Consider the following 15,498-nt stretch of genomic DNA (forward strand, 5'->3'; position numbering starts at 1 on the left):
GTTCTACTTAATAAGTGGGAGCGTGATACAGGTCGTAGGTCTGGCGGATCATCAACGCGGCGCTGAAGCGTTCGCGGACAATGCTCCGGCCTTCATTGCCGAGGTCGAGCAGGCGCGGCTTCTGGATGATCGTCAACACGTCGGCCAGCGCCTGGTGATCGCCGGAGGGGAAGACGTAGCCGGATACTTCGTTGGTGACCAGTTCCGGCAGTGAAGTGCAGTTGCTGGCAATCACCGGCAGCCCCATGGCCATGCCTTCCAGCGGCACCATGGCAAAGCCTTCCCAGCGACTCGGCACGATCAGCGCATCGGCTTTCTGATACAGCGCCTGCACTTCACTCGGCGTCACCCACGGCAGATACTCGACCGAATCCATCGGCGGGCACTCGACAGAGTCCTCGTTGACCGCACTGCCGACCACGGTGAGTTTCAGGTCGTTGCGGTTGACCTTGGCGTAGGCCTTGAGCAGCACGTCGAAGCCTTTCTGGTAATCCAGGCGCCCGACGAACAGCAGATGAATCGGCTCGGCGCCAACGCTTTTCGGCGCGTCATCCTTGTGATGAATGCCGTTGTAGATCAGCTTCATGCGCTTGCGCTCGATGCCGAAGCGCGCGGCTTTATCCAGCTCGTACTGGCTGACGCAGATGATCACATCGGTGACTTTCTGCAGCACGCGTTCGATCCACGCATAGACCTTCTGCTTGGACGGCGAGCTTTCCATCAGGAACGAAAACGCATGCGGGCAGTAGACGATTTTCGGCTTGCGCCATGGTCGCAACAGCACGCACACAACACGGCCGATCACCCCGGAAAAGGTGCTGTGCAAATGCACGACGTCGGGCTTTTCCTTGAGCAGCACCTGGCTCAGGCGCCAAGCGAAACGCAGCAGCGATGGCACGTTGCGACCGCTGCGTGGAAAGGTGCGCACCTGCTGCGGGGCGATGCCGTGCAGCTCTTTGGCCTGATCCTCGGGGACCAGGTAGACCAGTTGATAATTCGCCGCGTCGTCTTCGGGCGATGCCGAGATCGTGCGGATCACCGTCGCCACGCCACCTTTGATCGTCTCTGCCACGTGCAGTATTTTTTTCACAACTCACCCACTTCAAACAGGAAAGAACAATCGGCAACCATCAGGATTTGTCGGACGCGTATTCGTAGTTGTAATAGCCGGTGCCGCCGTAATAGCTGGCCGCACGCTTCTCGACGCCGTTGAACACCGCGCCTTTCAACTCGATGCCGTTCTGGGCGAAGCGGCGAATGGTCAGTTCGATCTCTTTGGCCGGGTTCACCCCGAAGCGGGTGACGATCAGGCTGATGCCGGCCTCGCGACCGACGATGGCGGCATCGGTCACTGCCAACAGCGGCGGCGTGTCGATGATCACCAGGTCGTAGCGCTCGCTGAGTTCTGCCAGCAGTTCGCGGAAGTTGGCGTGCATCAGCAGCTCGGAAGGATTGGGCGGCACTTGCCCCCGACTGATGAAATGCAGGTTGTCGACTTCGACCTTGTTGATCGCCTGTTCGAGGGTGCAGCGCTTGACCAGCAGGTCGGACAAACCATTGCTGATCGGCGTGTTGAGGGTTTTGTGCAGATGCCCTTTGCGCATGTCGGCATCGATCAGCACCACGCGCTGGCCGCTGAGGGCCATGACCGCCGCGAGGTTGGACGAGACGAAGGTCTTGCCGACCTGCGGGCTCGGCCCGGAAATCATGATGCGGTTGTTGGTCGAATCGAGCCCGGCAAAATGCAGGCAGGTGCGCAGGCTGCGGATCGATTCGATCGACAGATCGGTCGGGTTGCGCAGCGCCAGCAGGTACGCAGGTTTGTCGACCCCGTCGCGGGCGCGGCCCTTTTTGTTGTCCTCTTCTTCCTGCAAGGCGCTGTAGGGAATCGACGCGTAAACCGGCAGGCCCAACTGCTCAATGCCCTCCGGACCTTCAAGGCCTCGGCTGAGGGATTTGCGCAGCAGCACCAGCGCCACGCCGACAAACGCGCCGAGCAATGTCGCGATCAGCACGATCAGTGGTTTCTTCGGTTTGATCGGATTGGTCAGGTCGACATCGGCAGTGTCGATCAGGCGCACGTTGCCGACGGCCCCGGCGCGGACGATGTCGAGCTCTTGGGATTTGTTCAGCAACTGCGTGTAGATCTGCGAAGCCACCTCGACGTCGCGGGTCAGGTTGAGCAATTCCTGCTGGGTGGCCGGCAAGTCCTGAACCTTGCCTTCGAGGGATTTCTGCTGCTGGGTCAATTCGCCGATCTGCGTCATCAAGGCGCGATAGGCCGGGTGCTGTTTGGTGAACTTGCGATCAAGCTCGGCCTGCTGCATTTTCAGTTCGGAAATGCGCGTTTCCAGCGCCACCGACTGGCCCAGCACCGACTGGGTTTCCAGCGAGATGTTCACGGTCTTGCCGTGGGTCTGGTAGGCATTCAAGGCGTCGCTGGCCTTGGCCAGATCACGCTTGACCTGGGGCAACTGGCTTTGCAGGAAGGCCAGGCTCTGCGCGGCTTCCGCCGAGGTGCGCCGTACGTTCTGTTCGACGTAGAGCGAGGCGATCTTGTTGAGAATCTTCACCGCTTCGGCCGCGTCGGAGCTGGCCAGCGCCAGACGAATGATCCCCGACTCCTTGCCTTGTTCGGAGATATCCAGCGCGTCCTGATAGCCCTGAATGGTCACGATGCGAGGATTGCGCACCACCTGAAAACGCGTGCCGGGGTTGGCCGACAAGTGCGCGATCTGCCCTTCTACGCCGTCGTTGGCAAACGCTTCGCCGGCCACGCCTTCGGCGAGCAGATTGTCGTTTTCATCGAACAGTTGAAAACGCTGCTGCTCGCCGGCGATCAGGGTGAGTTTCTTGCCGAGCAGGTCTTTCGGCAATTGCAGCCGGTTGAACTCCAGACGCTCGCCACCCCAGGCGTAACTGTTCAAACCGAAACGCGGCGGCGCGACGCTGGTCTCGCTGTCTCCGCGATAACGCCGCGAAAGAAAGCCGCCGATCAACGGGAACGTGTTGGGGGTGACGTCGATATCCAGGCGCAGGTCGTCAACGGTTTTGCCGATCACCGCGCGGGATTTGATGATGCCGATTTCGGTCACCGACGGCGATTGCCCGCCGAGCATGCTGTTGAGGTCGGAGAAACCGAGCATGTCGTTCTTTTTCGGTTCGACCTGCACCAGCGCGTTCGCCAGGTACACGGGCGTCGCCAGAACCGCATAGGCGACGCCGGTGACCATGAAGGCACCGGTCAGCGCGCCGATCAGCCACTTCTGGTCGATCAAGCTGCCGAAGATGCCGAGCAGATCAATACTGTCTTGATCATTGTCGCGGGTGCCGATTACGGACGGTAACTGCATAAGTCTGTTCTTACCATTTACTGTTCTGAAGAAGATTCATCAATGCCCGAGACGCTTTGCCCATGAACTAACAGCATCTTCAATCAATGCGTGGGCATGAATAAACGCGGCTTTGCCTTGACGATACGGATCATGTATTTCGCGCTCGCTCTGCCACTTGCCGAGCAGAAACACTTTGCCTCGGGCGTGCGAGGCAATCTTCAGCACTTGATTGACGTGGGTCTTTTCCATGACCAGGATCAGGTCCGAGTCATTGACGATGTCCGAGGTCAGTTGCCGCGCCTTGAAGGCCTCGGCGCAATGCCCGTGCTCTTCGAGAACCTGCCGCGCCGAGGCTTCCACGCCCTCGCCGACGCGGGCGGACAGGCCGGCAGAGGACACCGTGATGGCGGACGGGCCCAGCGCGTTGCGCAGCAGCAGTTCAGCCGTCGGACTTCGGCATATATTGCCCACGCAGACAACGAGGATCTTTTTGAACAAGTCTTGCTTTCCTGTGTAATATCAAACAGCCAACATGCCGTGAAAGTTAATGAACACTCACGACTTTCCTGCACTCAGAAATAGCTTCGCCCTGTTAGTACAGGAACATTAAGTACCACAGCGTTTTAAGCCGCCCCAACCACAATTAGCGGACTAAAAATAACTGTGATTTTCAGTTGCTGTTTTCCTGACAAAAAATAACATTCGCGCACTTAGTGCCATCACCGTTATCGGAAATTGAGTAACGGGATAAATATTCGTAGTTGTCATTCTCTTCAGGAGAGCAGACATGAAAACAGCACAGCGCAATAAACTCGCCGCCCTCGCCCTGATGGCGCTCGGTGCCGCCAGCCAGGTTCACGCCAGTGAGCTGTTCCCCAACCTTCCAGCGAAAACCATCGGCGTGCAGGTGAAAATCCAGAGCTTCACCGCCGCCGATGCCGCGCAAATCAAGGCCGCAGGCTTCAGCTTTGTGCGCTTCGGCGTGTGGAGCGACAGCCTCACCGCCAAGACTTATCAGAAACAGGTCAGCGACGCCTTCGCCGCCGCCGCTTCCGCCGGGCTGCCGGTGCTGCTGACGGTGCGCGCAATCAAGGCACTGCCGGCCACTTCGCCGGAGGAGCTGAACGCCGCCGGCGGTAAGTTCGCCAACACCGTGACCGGGCTGGAAAAAACCTGGAGTTCGCAATTGGTGGCGATCGAAATCTGGAACGAGCCGGATCTGGAAACCTATTGGCCGACGCGCAATTTCGATACCACCTTCGTGCCGTTCATGGCCGGCATGTGCAAGGCCTTCGAAGGTCAGCCGCAGACGACTCCACGGGTCGGTTTCGGCTTCGCCCGGCCTCCAAGCGCAGGCTCGGCGTCGACGGTGGCGATGAAAAGTATCGTCAGCGATTACCCAAAATGCCTCAACGCGGTTTCGTATCATCCTTATGGGATGACCGCCACGCAGATCAGCAACGCACAGACCTTCATCCAGCAGAACTTCAATCTGCCGGGGGTCATCAGTGAATGGGGGGTTTCGGCCCTCGCTTCCAACGGTGGTCCTGAGGGGCAAGCGACCAAGATCAACGCGTTTATTACCGACGTTAAACGCCTCAATATTCCGCTGACCTCTATCTATGAATGGCGGAACAGTGATTCGGGCAGCAACGATCGCGAGAAGAACTTCGGCTTTCTCACCTCTGACGGCCAGCCAAAACCGGCACGCTTGTCGGTAGAAGGTCTGTTGAACGCTGAGTAAACCTTGGGCAACCGGTCTGTTCACAGGTCGGTTGCTTTGAACCTGTGGGCTGTTTTGGCATCGTATTCAGCGACACCGCGCCCCGCCTTTCAAACAATCGTTTTCAGGTTGTTGCCGCAGGGGCCATCGATCCACGAATGCACCCTTGAGTGCCCGTCAGCGCTCGGGTAATGTCTTCAGACCCATAGGATAGAGCACGCCCATGACTTCCAAGCTGGAACAACTCAAACAGTTCACCACCGTGGTTGCCGACACTGGCGACTTCGAAGCGATCGCCCGAGTCAAACCGACCGATGCCACCACCAACCCTTCCCTGCTGCTCAAGGCTTCGGCCATTCACGGTTACGCCGAACTGCTGAACGATTGCGTTCGCGACTGCAAGGGCGATGTCGGCCTGGCCAGCGACCGTTTCGGCGTCGCAGTGGGCAAGGAAATTCTCAACGTGGTTCCGGGCCGCATCTCCACCGAAGTGGATGCGCGCCTGTCCTTTGACCAGGATGCGATCCTCAAGCGTGCGCATCGTCTGATCGAGCTGTACGACAAGGCCGGCGTCGGCCGCGACCGCGTGCTGATCAAGATCGCCTCGACCTGGGAAGGCATCCGCGCCGCCGAGATCCTCGAGAAGGAAGGCATCCAGACCAACCTGACCCTGCTGTTCTCTTTCGCCCAGGCCGCCGCCTGCGCCGATGCCGGCGTGTTCCTGATTTCGCCGTTCGTGGGCCGCATCTACGACTGGTACAAGAAAGCCAACGGCAACGACTACACCGGCGCTGATGATCCGGGCGTGCAGTCGGTGACGCGCATCTACAACTACTACAAGGCCAACGACTACAAGACCGTGGTCATGGGCGCGAGCTTCCGTAACATCAATCAGATCGAGCAACTGGCCGGCTGCGATCGCCTGACCATCAGCCCGGAACTGCTGGAGAAGCTCGCCGCCGACACCGGCAAGCTGGAACGCAAACTGGCGCCGGGCAATGCCGGTGAAGCTCGTCTGAGCCTCAACGAAGCGCAATTCCGCTGGTTGTCCAACGAGGACGCGATGGCCACCGAGAAACTGGCTGAAGGCATCCGTCAGTTCGCCCGCGATCAGGAAAAACTGGAAGCATTGCTGCAGGCCAAGCTGTGATTTGATTTGTAGAATGCAAAAAGGGCGAACCTGTGAGGGTTCGCCCTTTTTCATTTTGCCTGCACTGATAAATGTATCGACCGACCCGACGCCATCGCGGGCAAGCCCGCTCCCACAGGGTATGTGGAGAACCTAAGTTTGAGGTTTCACGCGATCATTGTGGGAGCGGGCTTGCCCGCGATGAGGCCAGCCCAGACACCATCAATTCATGAGATCAGTGTCTTTCCAGGGCATTGACCAGATCATGAAACGCTTCACGATTGGAATCGTTCAGCCCCATGAGAATCTTGTGCGCTTCCAGCACCTTGATTCGCACCACTTCTTCGGACTGGTCCTGATCCGGCAGGTCGTCCAGGCACTCCGGGCACGGCACCGGGTGGTTGACGATGTTGAACACCTGCTCGAAGCCCATCGACTGCAAAAGCCGAGTGATGTCTTCGTGGGTGGTGACAACCGTCGGCAACAGGCCGACCTTCTGCCGCGACAGGATCGACAGTTTGGCCAGCAGGCCCAGGGTGGTGCTGTCGATGCTGCGGGTTTCGGTCAAATCGATCACGATCGCGTTGAAATTCAGCGCGGTGAAGATTTTCTCAATAGTCGCATCCAACGCCGAACACAGGGTCAGGCGAACTTCACCGACGAACTTCAGGACGAAGGTGCCGTCCTGCTCGGCGAACTGGATTCTACCGGTACTCATTAAAGATTCCTGCTCAACACCAACAGGGCGATATCATCCGGCATCTCCCCTAGCGTGGCCAAACCAAACACTTGCCGCAGACCATCCAGGCTGCCGCCCGCTGACTTCACCCGTTCGGGCAAAGCAGCCTCTTTTTCTTTGAGCGTTGCTTCCGGCAAAAGGTCCAGAATGCCATCAGACATCAGCGTCAGGCTGAACGTCGGCGGCAGCTCAAGCACGTGGTCTTCGTAGGTGGCTTCGTTGAAAAGCCCCACCGGCAAACCACGGCCTTCGAGATAACGAACACTGTCAGGCGTGTACAACACAGGCAAAGGCAGATGGCCGCCAATGCTATAGGTCAACAAACCGGTCTCCTCGTCGATGACTCCACCGACCATTGTCACGTGTTTACCCAGCTTACAACTGATCAGTCCCCGGTTGATATGACCGAGCACTTCCGAAGGCTTGAACTCCGGCAAGGTACCGCTGCGTTTCGATTCGAAGAGCAAACGCGTGGTCATGAACTTCAACAGCACGGTGACGAAGGCTGATGACGCGCCATGCCCGGAAACATCCGCCAGATAAAACGCGACCCGGCGCTCGTCAACGCGGAAATAGTCGACAAAATCACCCGACAGGTACAGTGACGGGATGATCTGGTGGGCAAAATTGAACTCGTCGATGCTCCACGGGCTTTCCGGCAGCATGTTCATCTGCACCTGGCGACCGGCGTTCTGGTCTTCCTGGAGCAGGTTCAGGCTGGCTTCAAGCTCGCGGTTGGCCTTCTCCAGCTTCTCGCTGTAGCGCTGGTTTTCCAGCAGCAGCCGCGCACGATCCAGGGCCCGGCGCACGGAGTGCTCGAGCACAGCCAGATCTTCGAGAGGCTTGATCAGGTAATCCGCCGCGCCCAGGCGCAGGGCCTCGACCGCGTCGTTCATCACCCCGGCACCCGAGACCACGATCACCGGCGTCTCCGGTGAGCGCTCGGTGACCTGACGGATCAGTTCGAGACCGCCCATCTGCGGCATGCGCAGATCGCAGATGACCAGATCGGGCTCGTCTTGCTCGAATACCTGAAGACCCTGTTGACCGTTGCCGGCCTGCAGGACGCTGAAACCACTGTCTTCCAGATAGGCCGCGAGGCTCGCGCGCACTACCTCGTCATCATCGATTATCAGCAGCGTGGCACTGGTTTTTGGCATGTGGGCAAACGGCGCCAGAATTAGGTTGGCGTAGTGAGCGGGGCAACGGCCCTGCGCAGACTACTGGATTCGCTTTCTAGCCTCTCTGTTGCAGCGCTTTCAAGCATTCGCCTGGCGCGCGGTTTTAAACAGAGGTGCCCTTCTAAGGCGCAGACGGTACTCCCATCCGCAGAGCGTTTCAAGCATGCGCCGATTGTCGCTTGACGACTTTGTTTGTCAAATCACCGGGAGTTATAAGAACCGCTCCAACGGTAACCCGATGGAAGGTAGTGGCAGTCGCAGGCGACGCTCTGGCGCGGACAAAAAAGGCGACCCGAGGGCCGCCTTTTTCATTACCGGTCGAAATCAGAAATCGTCTTCGACCTGACCGTCCTTCACCTTGAACTCGCGGTTTTGCAGGTAAGCATTGCGGATGAAGGTGTATTTGTCGCCGCTGATCAGCTTCTCGCTCGACAGCAGGCTGGCGCGGGTGTCGACGATGTTCAGGCCGAAGATCGAGTTACGCGTCGGCACGTGGTCGATGTAGCGGTACGCGCCGGTGAAGCTGTCGACGTATTTCGACGGTGCGTCACGCAGGGTGCTCGGCCCCATCAGCGGCAGCATCACGTACGGGCCGCTGCCCACGCCCCAGTAACCGAGGGTCTGACCGAAGTCTTCGTCGCTGCGGTTCAAGCCCATCTTGGTGCCGACGTCGAAGAAACCGAGCAGACCGAAGGTGGTGTTGAAAATCAGTCGGGCAGTATCAACGCCCGCTGCAGCCGGTTTGGCCTGGAGGATGTTGTTCGCCAGGTTGGTGACGTCACCGACGTTGCGGAACATGTTGTGAATGCCGTCTTCAACGAACTGCGGGGTGATGAACTCATAACCCTGGGCCAGTGGCTTCAGCGCGTAAGTGTCAACGAAGTCGTTGAACTGGAAAATCGGCCGGTTGACGCGTTCCCAAGGGTCTTCTTCGGTGGCCGCCTGGGTGGCGAACGGCGCCAGCAACAGGCTGGCACATACACTTAGCTGAGTGAGCGAAGGGCTCCAGCGCATAGAAAAACTCCTTGGATTCGATACTGGCGCGGTCCTCTCGGCCCGGGCATTAAGGCCGCTAGTATAAGCGTAAACGGCGATTTGGGCAGTGCGCCGCTGCAAGGATATGCAGGAAGTTTCCTACGCAGGCTTTCACCCGCCTGTCATGCAACTGTCACCCCAGCGCCCTAGTCTTGAGCGTTATTTCAGGGACGTTGCCATGACTCACGCCGAAACCTTGCCCGTCGCCGCGCCCGGCCTGACTGCCGTGCTGTTCGGCCTGAGCGGTTGCCTGGTGGATTTCGGTGCCCGCGCCGCGCAAGAGCTCAACGCCCAGCCGGAACATGCCAAAACTACACCCGGCGCACTCGATAGCCTGAAAAGTTTGCAGCGCCAGGGAATTCCCTGCGCGTGGCTCGACGAATTGCCCGCTGCCCTCGCTCAGCCACTGGCCGCCTCGCTGCCAGACTGGATCACACCGACGCAACATTCAGCAACAATGAATCCGTGGCCCGCCCCTAACGCCTGCTGGCAAGCGTTGATGAGTTTGAACATCGACCGCCTCGACGGTTGCGTGCTGGTCAGCGGTGAGCCGCGCCTGTTACAGGCCGGTCTGAATGCCGGGTTATGGACGATTGGCCTGGCGTCCTGCGGCTCGCTGTGCGGCCTCAGCCCGAGCGAGTGGCAGGTTCTGTCGCAAAAGGAACGCGAAAAGTTGCGCGGCAAGGCAACCGTGCAGTTGTTCGGCCTGGGTGTGCATTCGGTGATCGATCATCTCGGCGAGCTGGACGCCTGTCTCGCGGACATCAGCCTGCGCCGCGCCAAAGGCGAAAAGCCCTGATCGGCGTCATGCAGGTTTACCGAGAGTGGATTAATCTAAAGGTCAGCCATAGACCTTTGGCGCGTGGCTGCGGTCAATGCCAGTGCCTATTGATAAAAGGAAACCACCATGCCCGCCCGACGAGAACTGCAGGATCAGCTCAACACCTTGCGTGATCAATTGGAGCAGAACCCGCCTCTGTCCGAGTCTGAACGTGAAAACTTACACCAGTTGATGGCGCAGATCGAAGCAGAAATTCAATTGGAAAATCAGCTACAGGACAACAACCTGGTGGACGGGGTGAACCTTGCCGTGGAGCGCTTTGAAGTGGAACACCCTACCATCGCCGGCACCCTGCGCAATATCATGAATACGCTGGGCAGCATGGGCATCTGACGCCCCGCCGCACAAAAAAGCCCTGCCAGCGATGGCAGGGCTTTTTCATTTCCGAAATGTGCCTGCAAGCCCTTGTGGGAGCGAGCCTGCTCGCGAAGGCGTCGTGTCAGTCGACATCATCGTTGAATGACACACCGCATTCGCGAGCAGGCTCGCTCCCACTTTGGAGATCGCACATTCAGGATCTTTATTGACGTACGAGCCGATGATTCGGCAGCTGTACGCTTTCGGTACTGCGATACGGATTGATATCCAGCCCACCCCGGCGAACGTAACGTGCAAACACGGTGAGCTTTTCAGGTTTCAACAACCGCTGCAGATCGAGGAAAATCCGCTCCACGCATTGCTCATGGAAGTCCGAATGCTGGCGGAAGCTGACGATGTACTCCAGCAGGCTGGCGTGATCCAGCGCCGCGCCGCGATATTCCACCACGACGCTGCCCCAGTCCGGCTGGCTGGTCACCGGGCAGTTGGATTTGAGCAGATGGCTGTGCACGCTCTCCTCGACCACGCGGGAATTGTCGCAACGCAGCAGCTCCGGACGCGGGTGCTCATAATTGCTCACGCTGATATCCAGATCGTCGATGCACACGCCCGGCAACGCCACCACGCCTTCAGCTTCCACGTCTTTCAGACTGCGCACCCGCACGCCCACCGGTTTGCCGGCAGCGGCGGACAGATCCTTGACCAGTGTCGCTTGCAATGTGGCAACGTCGGCGAACGGCGTCTGGTTCAGCGAGTTGAGGTAAAGCTTGAACGACTTCGATTCGATGATGTTCGGCGAGTCCGCCGGGATGCTGAATTCAGCGATCGCCACCACCGGTTTGCCCGAGGGCAGCAGCCACGACAGCTCGAAGCAGTTCCAGAAATCCACGCCTTTATACGGCAGGGTTTCGGCGGTCAGGCCCAGCTCGGCCCATTTCGCGGTGCGCGGAATAGGGAACAACAGGGACGGCGTGTACGTGGCAATGTATTCGCTGGATTTGCCCAGCGGCGAATGTTCGGCTGCGGGATGCATGGCGGAAACCTGACTGAAGAATCAGCGGATTCTACCAGCCTTTGCCCGCGCCTTTGAGTGCTTACTGACTGACTGTCAGTTTGCCGACCATGCCGGCCTGATAATGCCCGGGGATATTGCAGGCAAACTCGAGCACCGTGGCCTTGCTGAAGGTCCAGGTCAACTCGGCGGTTTTGCCCGGCTCGACCAGCACGCTGTTGGGGTCGTCATGCTGCATGCCATGCCCCATCGCCGCGTGATCCATACCCGCCATATCGTGGGACATTTCTTTCATAGCGGTAGGCGTGAGCATGCCGCTTTGCTGCATCTGCAACATTTCCTGCTGGTGACTGGCATGCATCGCCGCATCACCGAGGTTGAATTCGTGCAGTAACTGGCCTTTATTCACCAGCACAAAGCGAATGGTCTCACCGGCCTTGACCTGTATGGCTTTCGGGTCGAAGTTCATGTCGCCCATGACGATTTCGATAGTCCGCGTGGCCTGGCTCGCCGCTGCCGGCTGGCCGAAGGCGAAGGTGTGCACCGGTGTCGCCCAGGCTGGCGTACTCAATGCCAGCAGACAGGCGGCTATTTTCAGGGAGGTGCGCAAAAACATGGTCGTACTCCAACAAGAGAAGGTTCAGCCTGTGGGAAACTCTAGCCACCCAGGGCTGGCATCGACCTGACAGGCAGATTACAACTTTGTCAGCTTGGCGCTTATCGCCGGATCTCACGGTATAACGCCTTCGCCCTTTTTCATCCCGAACCAGCCCGAGTCGCCCATGAAACTGTTGATCGTCGAAGACCAAGCGAAAACCGGCCAGTACCTGCGTCAGGGCTTGACCGAGGCCGGATTCAATACCGAGCTGGTGGCCGACGGCATCAGCGGCCAGCAATTGGCCTTGAGCGGTGACTACGCGCTGTTGATCCTCGATGTAATGCTGCCCGGGCGCAGTGGCTGGCAGATTCTGCAAGCGGTGCGCAGCGCTGGCCTCGACACGCCGGTACTGTTTCTCACCGCCAAAGACGCCGTGGAGGACAGGGTTCACGGCCTCGAACTGGGCGCGGACGATTATCTGGTCAAGCCATTCGCCTTTTCCGAGCTGCTCGCGCGGGTGCGCAGCCTGTTGCGGCGCGGCAACGCGATCGCCCAGGAAACCAGCCTGCAACTGGCCGATCTGCGCCTGGATCTGATCCGCCGCCGGGTCGAACGCAGCGGCCAGCGCATCGACCTGACCGCCAAGGAATTCGCCCTGCTGGAAATGCTCCTGCGCCGTCAGGGTGAAGTCCTGCCCAAATCGCTGATCGCCTCGCAGGTTTGGGACATGAATTTCGACAGCGACACCAACGTCATCGAAGTGGCGATCCGCCGCTTGCGCCTTAAGATCGACGATGACTTCCCCAACAAGTTGATCCACACCGTGCGCGGCATGGGTTACGTGCTCGAAGAGCGTTCGCTGTGATGCGTAGCCTGTCCTTGAGCACGCGCCTGGCGCTGTTGTTTGCCGCCTGCACTGCGGTGGTCTCGCTGTTCGCCGGGGTGCTGTTCGACCGCGCCAGCGAGGCGCACTTCATCGAGCTTGACCAGCAACAACTGGAGACGAAACTGATCGGCCTGCGCCGCGCCTTGCAGGATCTCCAACCTGCCCAGCGCGAGGCGCGGCTGGCCGATGAACTCAGCCGTCAGGCGGATCTGTCGTTGCGCATTACCAGTGGCGACGGTCAGCACTGGTATGACAGCTCGGTGCAGATTCCGAAGAATCTGCCCCTGCAAACCGGCCTGTCTACCATCAGCCATGACGGCACCGATTACCGCGTGCTGCGCGCCCCGCTCTACCCGGACACAGCGGATTCGCCACAACTGACGCTGCTGCTGGACATCACCCATCACCAGCATTTTCTTACGCGCATGCAGCATCTGATCTGGCTGACCGTCGGCCTGTCGGCGCTGGCCACTGCCGTGCTCGGGGCCTGGGCCGCGCGCAGCGGTCTGCGCCCGTTGCGACGGATGAGCGCAGTGGCCCGTGGGATTTCTGCGCAATCGCTGAATGCCCGACTGCCTGAGGAGAAGATGCCGCCAGAGCTTGCGGAAATGGCCTACAGCTTCAACGCCATGCTCGCACGCCTCGACGATTCGTTTCAGCGCCTCTCGGCATTCTCCGCCGACATCGCCCATGAACTGCGCACACCGTTGTCGAATCTGCTGACCCACACACAGGTCACCCTCACTCGCCCACGCGCACTGGAGGATTACCGCGAAGCGCTGCACAGCAACCTCGAAGAACTGCAATGGATGGCGCAACTGGTCAACGACATGCTCTACCTGGCCAAGGCTGACCACGGCTTGCTGATGCCCAAGCGCGAACCACTGGAGCTGGCGGATGAGGCCGACATGCTGCTGGAGTTTTTTGCGCCATTGGCGGAAGACGCCGGCGTGAGTTTGAGCCGTGAAGGCGAGGCGCGAATCGAAGGTGATCGCGGCATGTTGCGCCGGGCCTTGTCGAATCTGCTGGATAACGCACTGCGGTTTACCCCGACCGAGGGTTATGTGCGCTTGAGCATCGTCGACGAGGGGGAGATCGTGCGCGTCTGCGTCGAGAACAGTGGCGAGGGTATTTCCGCGCAATTACTGCCACGTCTGTTCGACCGCTTCTATCGAGCGGATCCGGCGCGGCAGGAAGGCAGCAGTGAGCATGCGGGGTTGGGGCTGGCGATTACTCAGTCGATCGTGCGGGCGCATGGTGGGACGATTCATTGCGAATCGGAGGTGGGGTTTACGCGGTTTGTGATCCAGTTACCGAAGCAGAACTGAGGCCAGCAGGTCCGGCCCCTTCGCGAGCAGGCTCGCTCCCACAGGGAAATGCATTCCAACCGTGGGAGCGAGCCTGCTCGCGAAGGCGGTCTAAAGGTTACGAGTATCTCAGCGCATGCGCCGGTTCGATCTTCGCCGCCCGCCACGCCGGATACACCGTCGCCAGAAAGCTCAGAATGAACCCCGCCGAGCAGATCAACAGCACATCTCCACCCTGCAGTTCCGAGGGCAGGTTGCTGACGAAATACACATCCGAACTGAAGATATGCTGACCGGTCACACGCTCGACCCAGCCGACCAGTTCGCTGACATTGAGCGCCGCAATCACGCCCAGCACGCCGCCAATAATGGTGCCGACAATACCGATCACCGTGCCCTGGACCATGAAGATCGCCATGATCTGTCGCGGTGTGGCGCCGATCGTGCGCAGGATCGCGATGTCGGCGCCCTTGTCGTTCACCACCATGATCAGCGTCGCGATGATGTTGAACGCCGCCACCGCGACGATCATTAGCAAAAGCAGGCCGATCATGGTTTTTTCCATCTTCATCGCGCTGAACAGGCTGCCCTGGGTGTGGGTCCAGTCGTCAGCCTTGAAGTCAGCGCCGAGGCCACCGGCAATGTCTGCAGACACCTTCGGCGCAGCGTACAGATCCTTGACCGCCAGCCGCACGCTCTGCACCTGATTCGGCTGCCAGTGCTGCATGGTCGCGGCATCGGCGACGTGGATCAGGCCCATCGAACCGTCCAGCTCGGCGCCGACCTTGAACACGCCAACCACATTCAGGCGCTGCATGCGCGGGGTGATACCGCCCGGCGCGGTGCTGACTTCCGGAACGATCAAGGTGATCTTGTCGCCGACATTGAGGCGGAAACGCCGCGCGGTGATTTCACCGATCACCACACCGAATTCGCCCGGCTTCAAGGCATCCAGACGACCCTGGACGATGTGCTGGGCAACGATCGACACCTTGCCTTCCTGGGCCGGATCAACGCCGCTGATCTGAATCGGCTGCATCGAACCCTTGTAGGAAAGCATGCCTTCCATCTCGGTGAACGGCACGGCGGCCGTCACTTCGGGATTTTTCATCGCAGCGGCGGCCACTGGCTGCCAGTCGTCGATCGGTTTGACGCCAACGATGGTCGCATGGGGCACCATGCCGAGGATGCGCGAGCTCATTTCGCGCTGGAAGCCGTTCATCACCGACAGCACCACGATCATCGCCAGCACGCCGAGGGCGAGGCCGATCATCGAGGTCATCGAAATGAACGAAACAAAGCGATTGCGGCGCTTGGCGCGGGTATAGCGCGTGCCGATAAAGATCGATAACGGTCTGAACATTCGCTGGGGCACCGTATAGAAATAAAAGACC

Annotated in this window: 15 protein-coding genes and 1 pseudogene; 7 read left to right on the forward strand and 9 right to left on the reverse strand. The window is 59.4% G+C overall.

The genetic code is table 11. From position 1 onward, the window contains the following. Positions 1-7: 7 nt before the first annotated feature. From KVG87_RS19305 to KVG87_RS19315, 3 genes are read right to left on the reverse strand one after another with little or no spacing between them, the layout of a single operon-like run. On the reverse strand, positions 8-1,090 hold the full coding sequence (locus KVG87_RS19305) for a glycosyltransferase (RefSeq protein ID WP_217852122.1): 1,083 nt from the start codon (positions 1,088-1,090) through the stop codon (positions 8-10). A 40-nt stretch (positions 1,091-1,130) separates the two neighbouring features. After that, entirely contained in the window at positions 1,131-3,353 is a 2,223-nt protein-coding gene (locus KVG87_RS19310; RefSeq protein ID WP_110603456.1) for a polysaccharide biosynthesis tyrosine autokinase, read from the reverse strand. Positions 3,354-3,392: 39 nt separating this feature from the next. Next, complete coding sequence (locus tag KVG87_RS19315) at positions 3,393-3,833, reverse strand: low molecular weight protein-tyrosine-phosphatase (protein WP_123441997.1); 441 nt, start codon at positions 3,831-3,833, stop codon at positions 3,393-3,395. 289 nt (positions 3,834-4,122) lie between these two features. Here KVG87_RS19315 and KVG87_RS19320 point away from each other — a divergent pair, with 289 nt between their 5' ends. Then, positions 4,123-5,079, forward strand: coding sequence for a glycosyl hydrolase family 5 (locus KVG87_RS19320; RefSeq protein ID WP_217852124.1), 957 nt, complete (start codon positions 4,123-4,125; stop codon positions 5,077-5,079). 202 nt (positions 5,080-5,281) lie between these two features. After that, complete coding sequence (tal, locus tag KVG87_RS19325; RefSeq protein ID WP_016775468.1) at positions 5,282-6,208, forward strand: transaldolase; 927 nt, start codon at positions 5,282-5,284, stop codon at positions 6,206-6,208. Positions 6,209-6,422: 214 nt separating this feature from the next. Here the strand turns inward: tal and rssC are convergent, their stop codons facing one another. The 3 genes from rssC to KVG87_RS19340 all read right to left on the reverse strand — a co-directional run bounded on the left by rssC (position 6,423) and on the right by KVG87_RS19340 (position 9,121). Then, complete coding sequence (rssC, locus tag KVG87_RS19330) at positions 6,423-6,905, reverse strand: anti-sigma factor antagonist RssC (protein ID WP_003226553.1); 483 nt, start codon at positions 6,903-6,905, stop codon at positions 6,423-6,425. Further along, positions 6,905-8,086: a two-component system response regulator RssB gene (gene rssB, locus KVG87_RS19335; RefSeq protein WP_041477317.1), complete on the reverse strand. Its 1,182-nt coding sequence runs from the start codon at positions 8,084-8,086 to the stop codon at positions 6,905-6,907. Before rssB ends, rssC begins: the two co-directional genes overlap by 1 nt. A gap of 345 nt (positions 8,087-8,431) precedes the next feature. Continuing rightward, positions 8,432-9,121: an MlaA family lipoprotein gene (locus KVG87_RS19340; RefSeq protein WP_217852127.1), complete on the reverse strand. Its 690-nt coding sequence runs from the start codon at positions 9,119-9,121 to the stop codon at positions 8,432-8,434. A gap of 199 nt (positions 9,122-9,320) precedes the next feature. Here KVG87_RS19340 and pcrP point away from each other — a divergent pair, with 199 nt between their 5' ends. From pcrP to KVG87_RS25925, 3 genes and pseudogenes are all read left to right on the forward strand, one after another. Then, positions 9,321-9,941, forward strand: a complete 621-nt coding sequence (gene pcrP / locus KVG87_RS19345) for an HAD superfamily inactivated hydrolase PcrP (protein WP_076563650.1) — start codon at positions 9,321-9,323, stop codon at positions 9,939-9,941. A gap of 108 nt (positions 9,942-10,049) precedes the next feature. Beyond that, positions 10,050-10,316, forward strand: a complete 267-nt coding sequence (locus KVG87_RS19350; protein WP_076563651.1) for a DUF4404 family protein — start codon at positions 10,050-10,052, stop codon at positions 10,314-10,316. A gap of 56 nt (positions 10,317-10,372) precedes the next feature. Then, positions 10,373-10,477 (forward strand): annotated as a pseudogene (locus KVG87_RS25925) (metal ABC transporter ATP-binding protein); the annotation flags it as partial. Positions 10,478-10,503: 26 nt separating this feature from the next. Here the strand turns inward: KVG87_RS25925 and queF are convergent. Next, the gene (gene queF, locus KVG87_RS19355; RefSeq protein ID WP_150634831.1) at positions 10,504-11,334 is read right to left on the reverse strand and encodes an NADPH-dependent 7-cyano-7-deazaguanine reductase QueF; all 831 of its coding nucleotides are present in this window, start codon (positions 11,332-11,334) and stop codon (positions 10,504-10,506) included. A 61-nt stretch (positions 11,335-11,395) separates the two neighbouring features. Beyond that, positions 11,396-11,929, reverse strand: coding sequence for a copper-resistant cuproprotein CopI (gene copI, locus KVG87_RS19360; protein ID WP_217852129.1), 534 nt, complete (start codon positions 11,927-11,929; stop codon positions 11,396-11,398). A gap of 166 nt (positions 11,930-12,095) precedes the next feature. On the opposite strand from copI, the gene KVG87_RS19365 reads away from it, so the two are divergent. Beyond that, positions 12,096-12,776, forward strand: coding sequence for a heavy metal response regulator transcription factor (locus KVG87_RS19365; protein WP_076563655.1), 681 nt, complete (start codon positions 12,096-12,098; stop codon positions 12,774-12,776). After that, complete coding sequence (locus KVG87_RS19370; protein WP_217852131.1) at positions 12,776-14,125, forward strand: heavy metal sensor histidine kinase; 1,350 nt, start codon at positions 12,776-12,778, stop codon at positions 14,123-14,125. Before KVG87_RS19365 ends, KVG87_RS19370 begins: the two co-directional genes overlap by 1 nt. A 97-nt stretch (positions 14,126-14,222) precedes the next feature. On the opposite strand, the gene KVG87_RS19375 is transcribed toward KVG87_RS19370, so the two are convergent. Next, a complete protein-coding gene (locus tag KVG87_RS19375) occupies positions 14,223-15,467 on the reverse strand; it encodes a lipoprotein-releasing ABC transporter permease subunit (protein ID WP_024013627.1) in 1,245 nt (414 codons plus the stop codon). Positions 15,468-15,498 lie beyond the last annotated feature (31 nt).

Origin of the sequence: Pseudomonas siliginis (assembly GCF_019145195.1) — a bacterium.
In the GTDB taxonomy this organism is placed as follows: Bacteria; Pseudomonadota; Gammaproteobacteria; order Pseudomonadales; family Pseudomonadaceae; genus Aquipseudomonas; species Aquipseudomonas siliginis.

Coding starts and splice junctions, on each gene's coding strand:
- KVG87_RS19310 (WP_110603456.1), bottom strand. CDS start 3,353: ATGCAGTTACCGTCCGTAATCGGCACCCGCGACAATGATCAAGACAGT.
- KVG87_RS19340 (WP_217852127.1), bottom strand. CDS start 9,121: ATGCGCTGGAGCCCTTCGCTCACTCAGCTAAGTGTATGTGCCAGCCTG.
- rssB (WP_041477317.1), bottom strand. CDS start 8,086: ATGCCAAAAACCAGTGCCACGCTGCTGATAATCGATGATGACGAGGTA.
- pcrP (WP_076563650.1), top strand. CDS start 9,321: ATGACTCACGCCGAAACCTTGCCCGTCGCCGCGCCCGGCCTGACTGCC.
- tal (WP_016775468.1), top strand. CDS start 5,282: ATGACTTCCAAGCTGGAACAACTCAAACAGTTCACCACCGTGGTTGCC.
- KVG87_RS19320 (WP_217852124.1), top strand. CDS start 4,123: ATGAAAACAGCACAGCGCAATAAACTCGCCGCCCTCGCCCTGATGGCG.
- KVG87_RS19375 (WP_024013627.1), bottom strand. CDS start 15,467: ATGTTCAGACCGTTATCGATCTTTATCGGCACGCGCTATACCCGCGCC.
- queF (WP_150634831.1), bottom strand. CDS start 11,334: ATGCATCCCGCAGCCGAACATTCGCCGCTGGGCAAATCCAGCGAATAC.
- KVG87_RS19370 (WP_217852131.1), top strand. CDS start 12,776: ATGCGTAGCCTGTCCTTGAGCACGCGCCTGGCGCTGTTGTTTGCCGCC.
- KVG87_RS19350 (WP_076563651.1), top strand. CDS start 10,050: ATGCCCGCCCGACGAGAACTGCAGGATCAGCTCAACACCTTGCGTGAT.
- rssC (WP_003226553.1), bottom strand. CDS start 6,905: ATGAGTACCGGTAGAATCCAGTTCGCCGAGCAGGACGGCACCTTCGTC.
- copI (WP_217852129.1), bottom strand. CDS start 11,929: ATGTTTTTGCGCACCTCCCTGAAAATAGCCGCCTGTCTGCTGGCATTG.
- KVG87_RS19365 (WP_076563655.1), top strand. CDS start 12,096: ATGAAACTGTTGATCGTCGAAGACCAAGCGAAAACCGGCCAGTACCTG.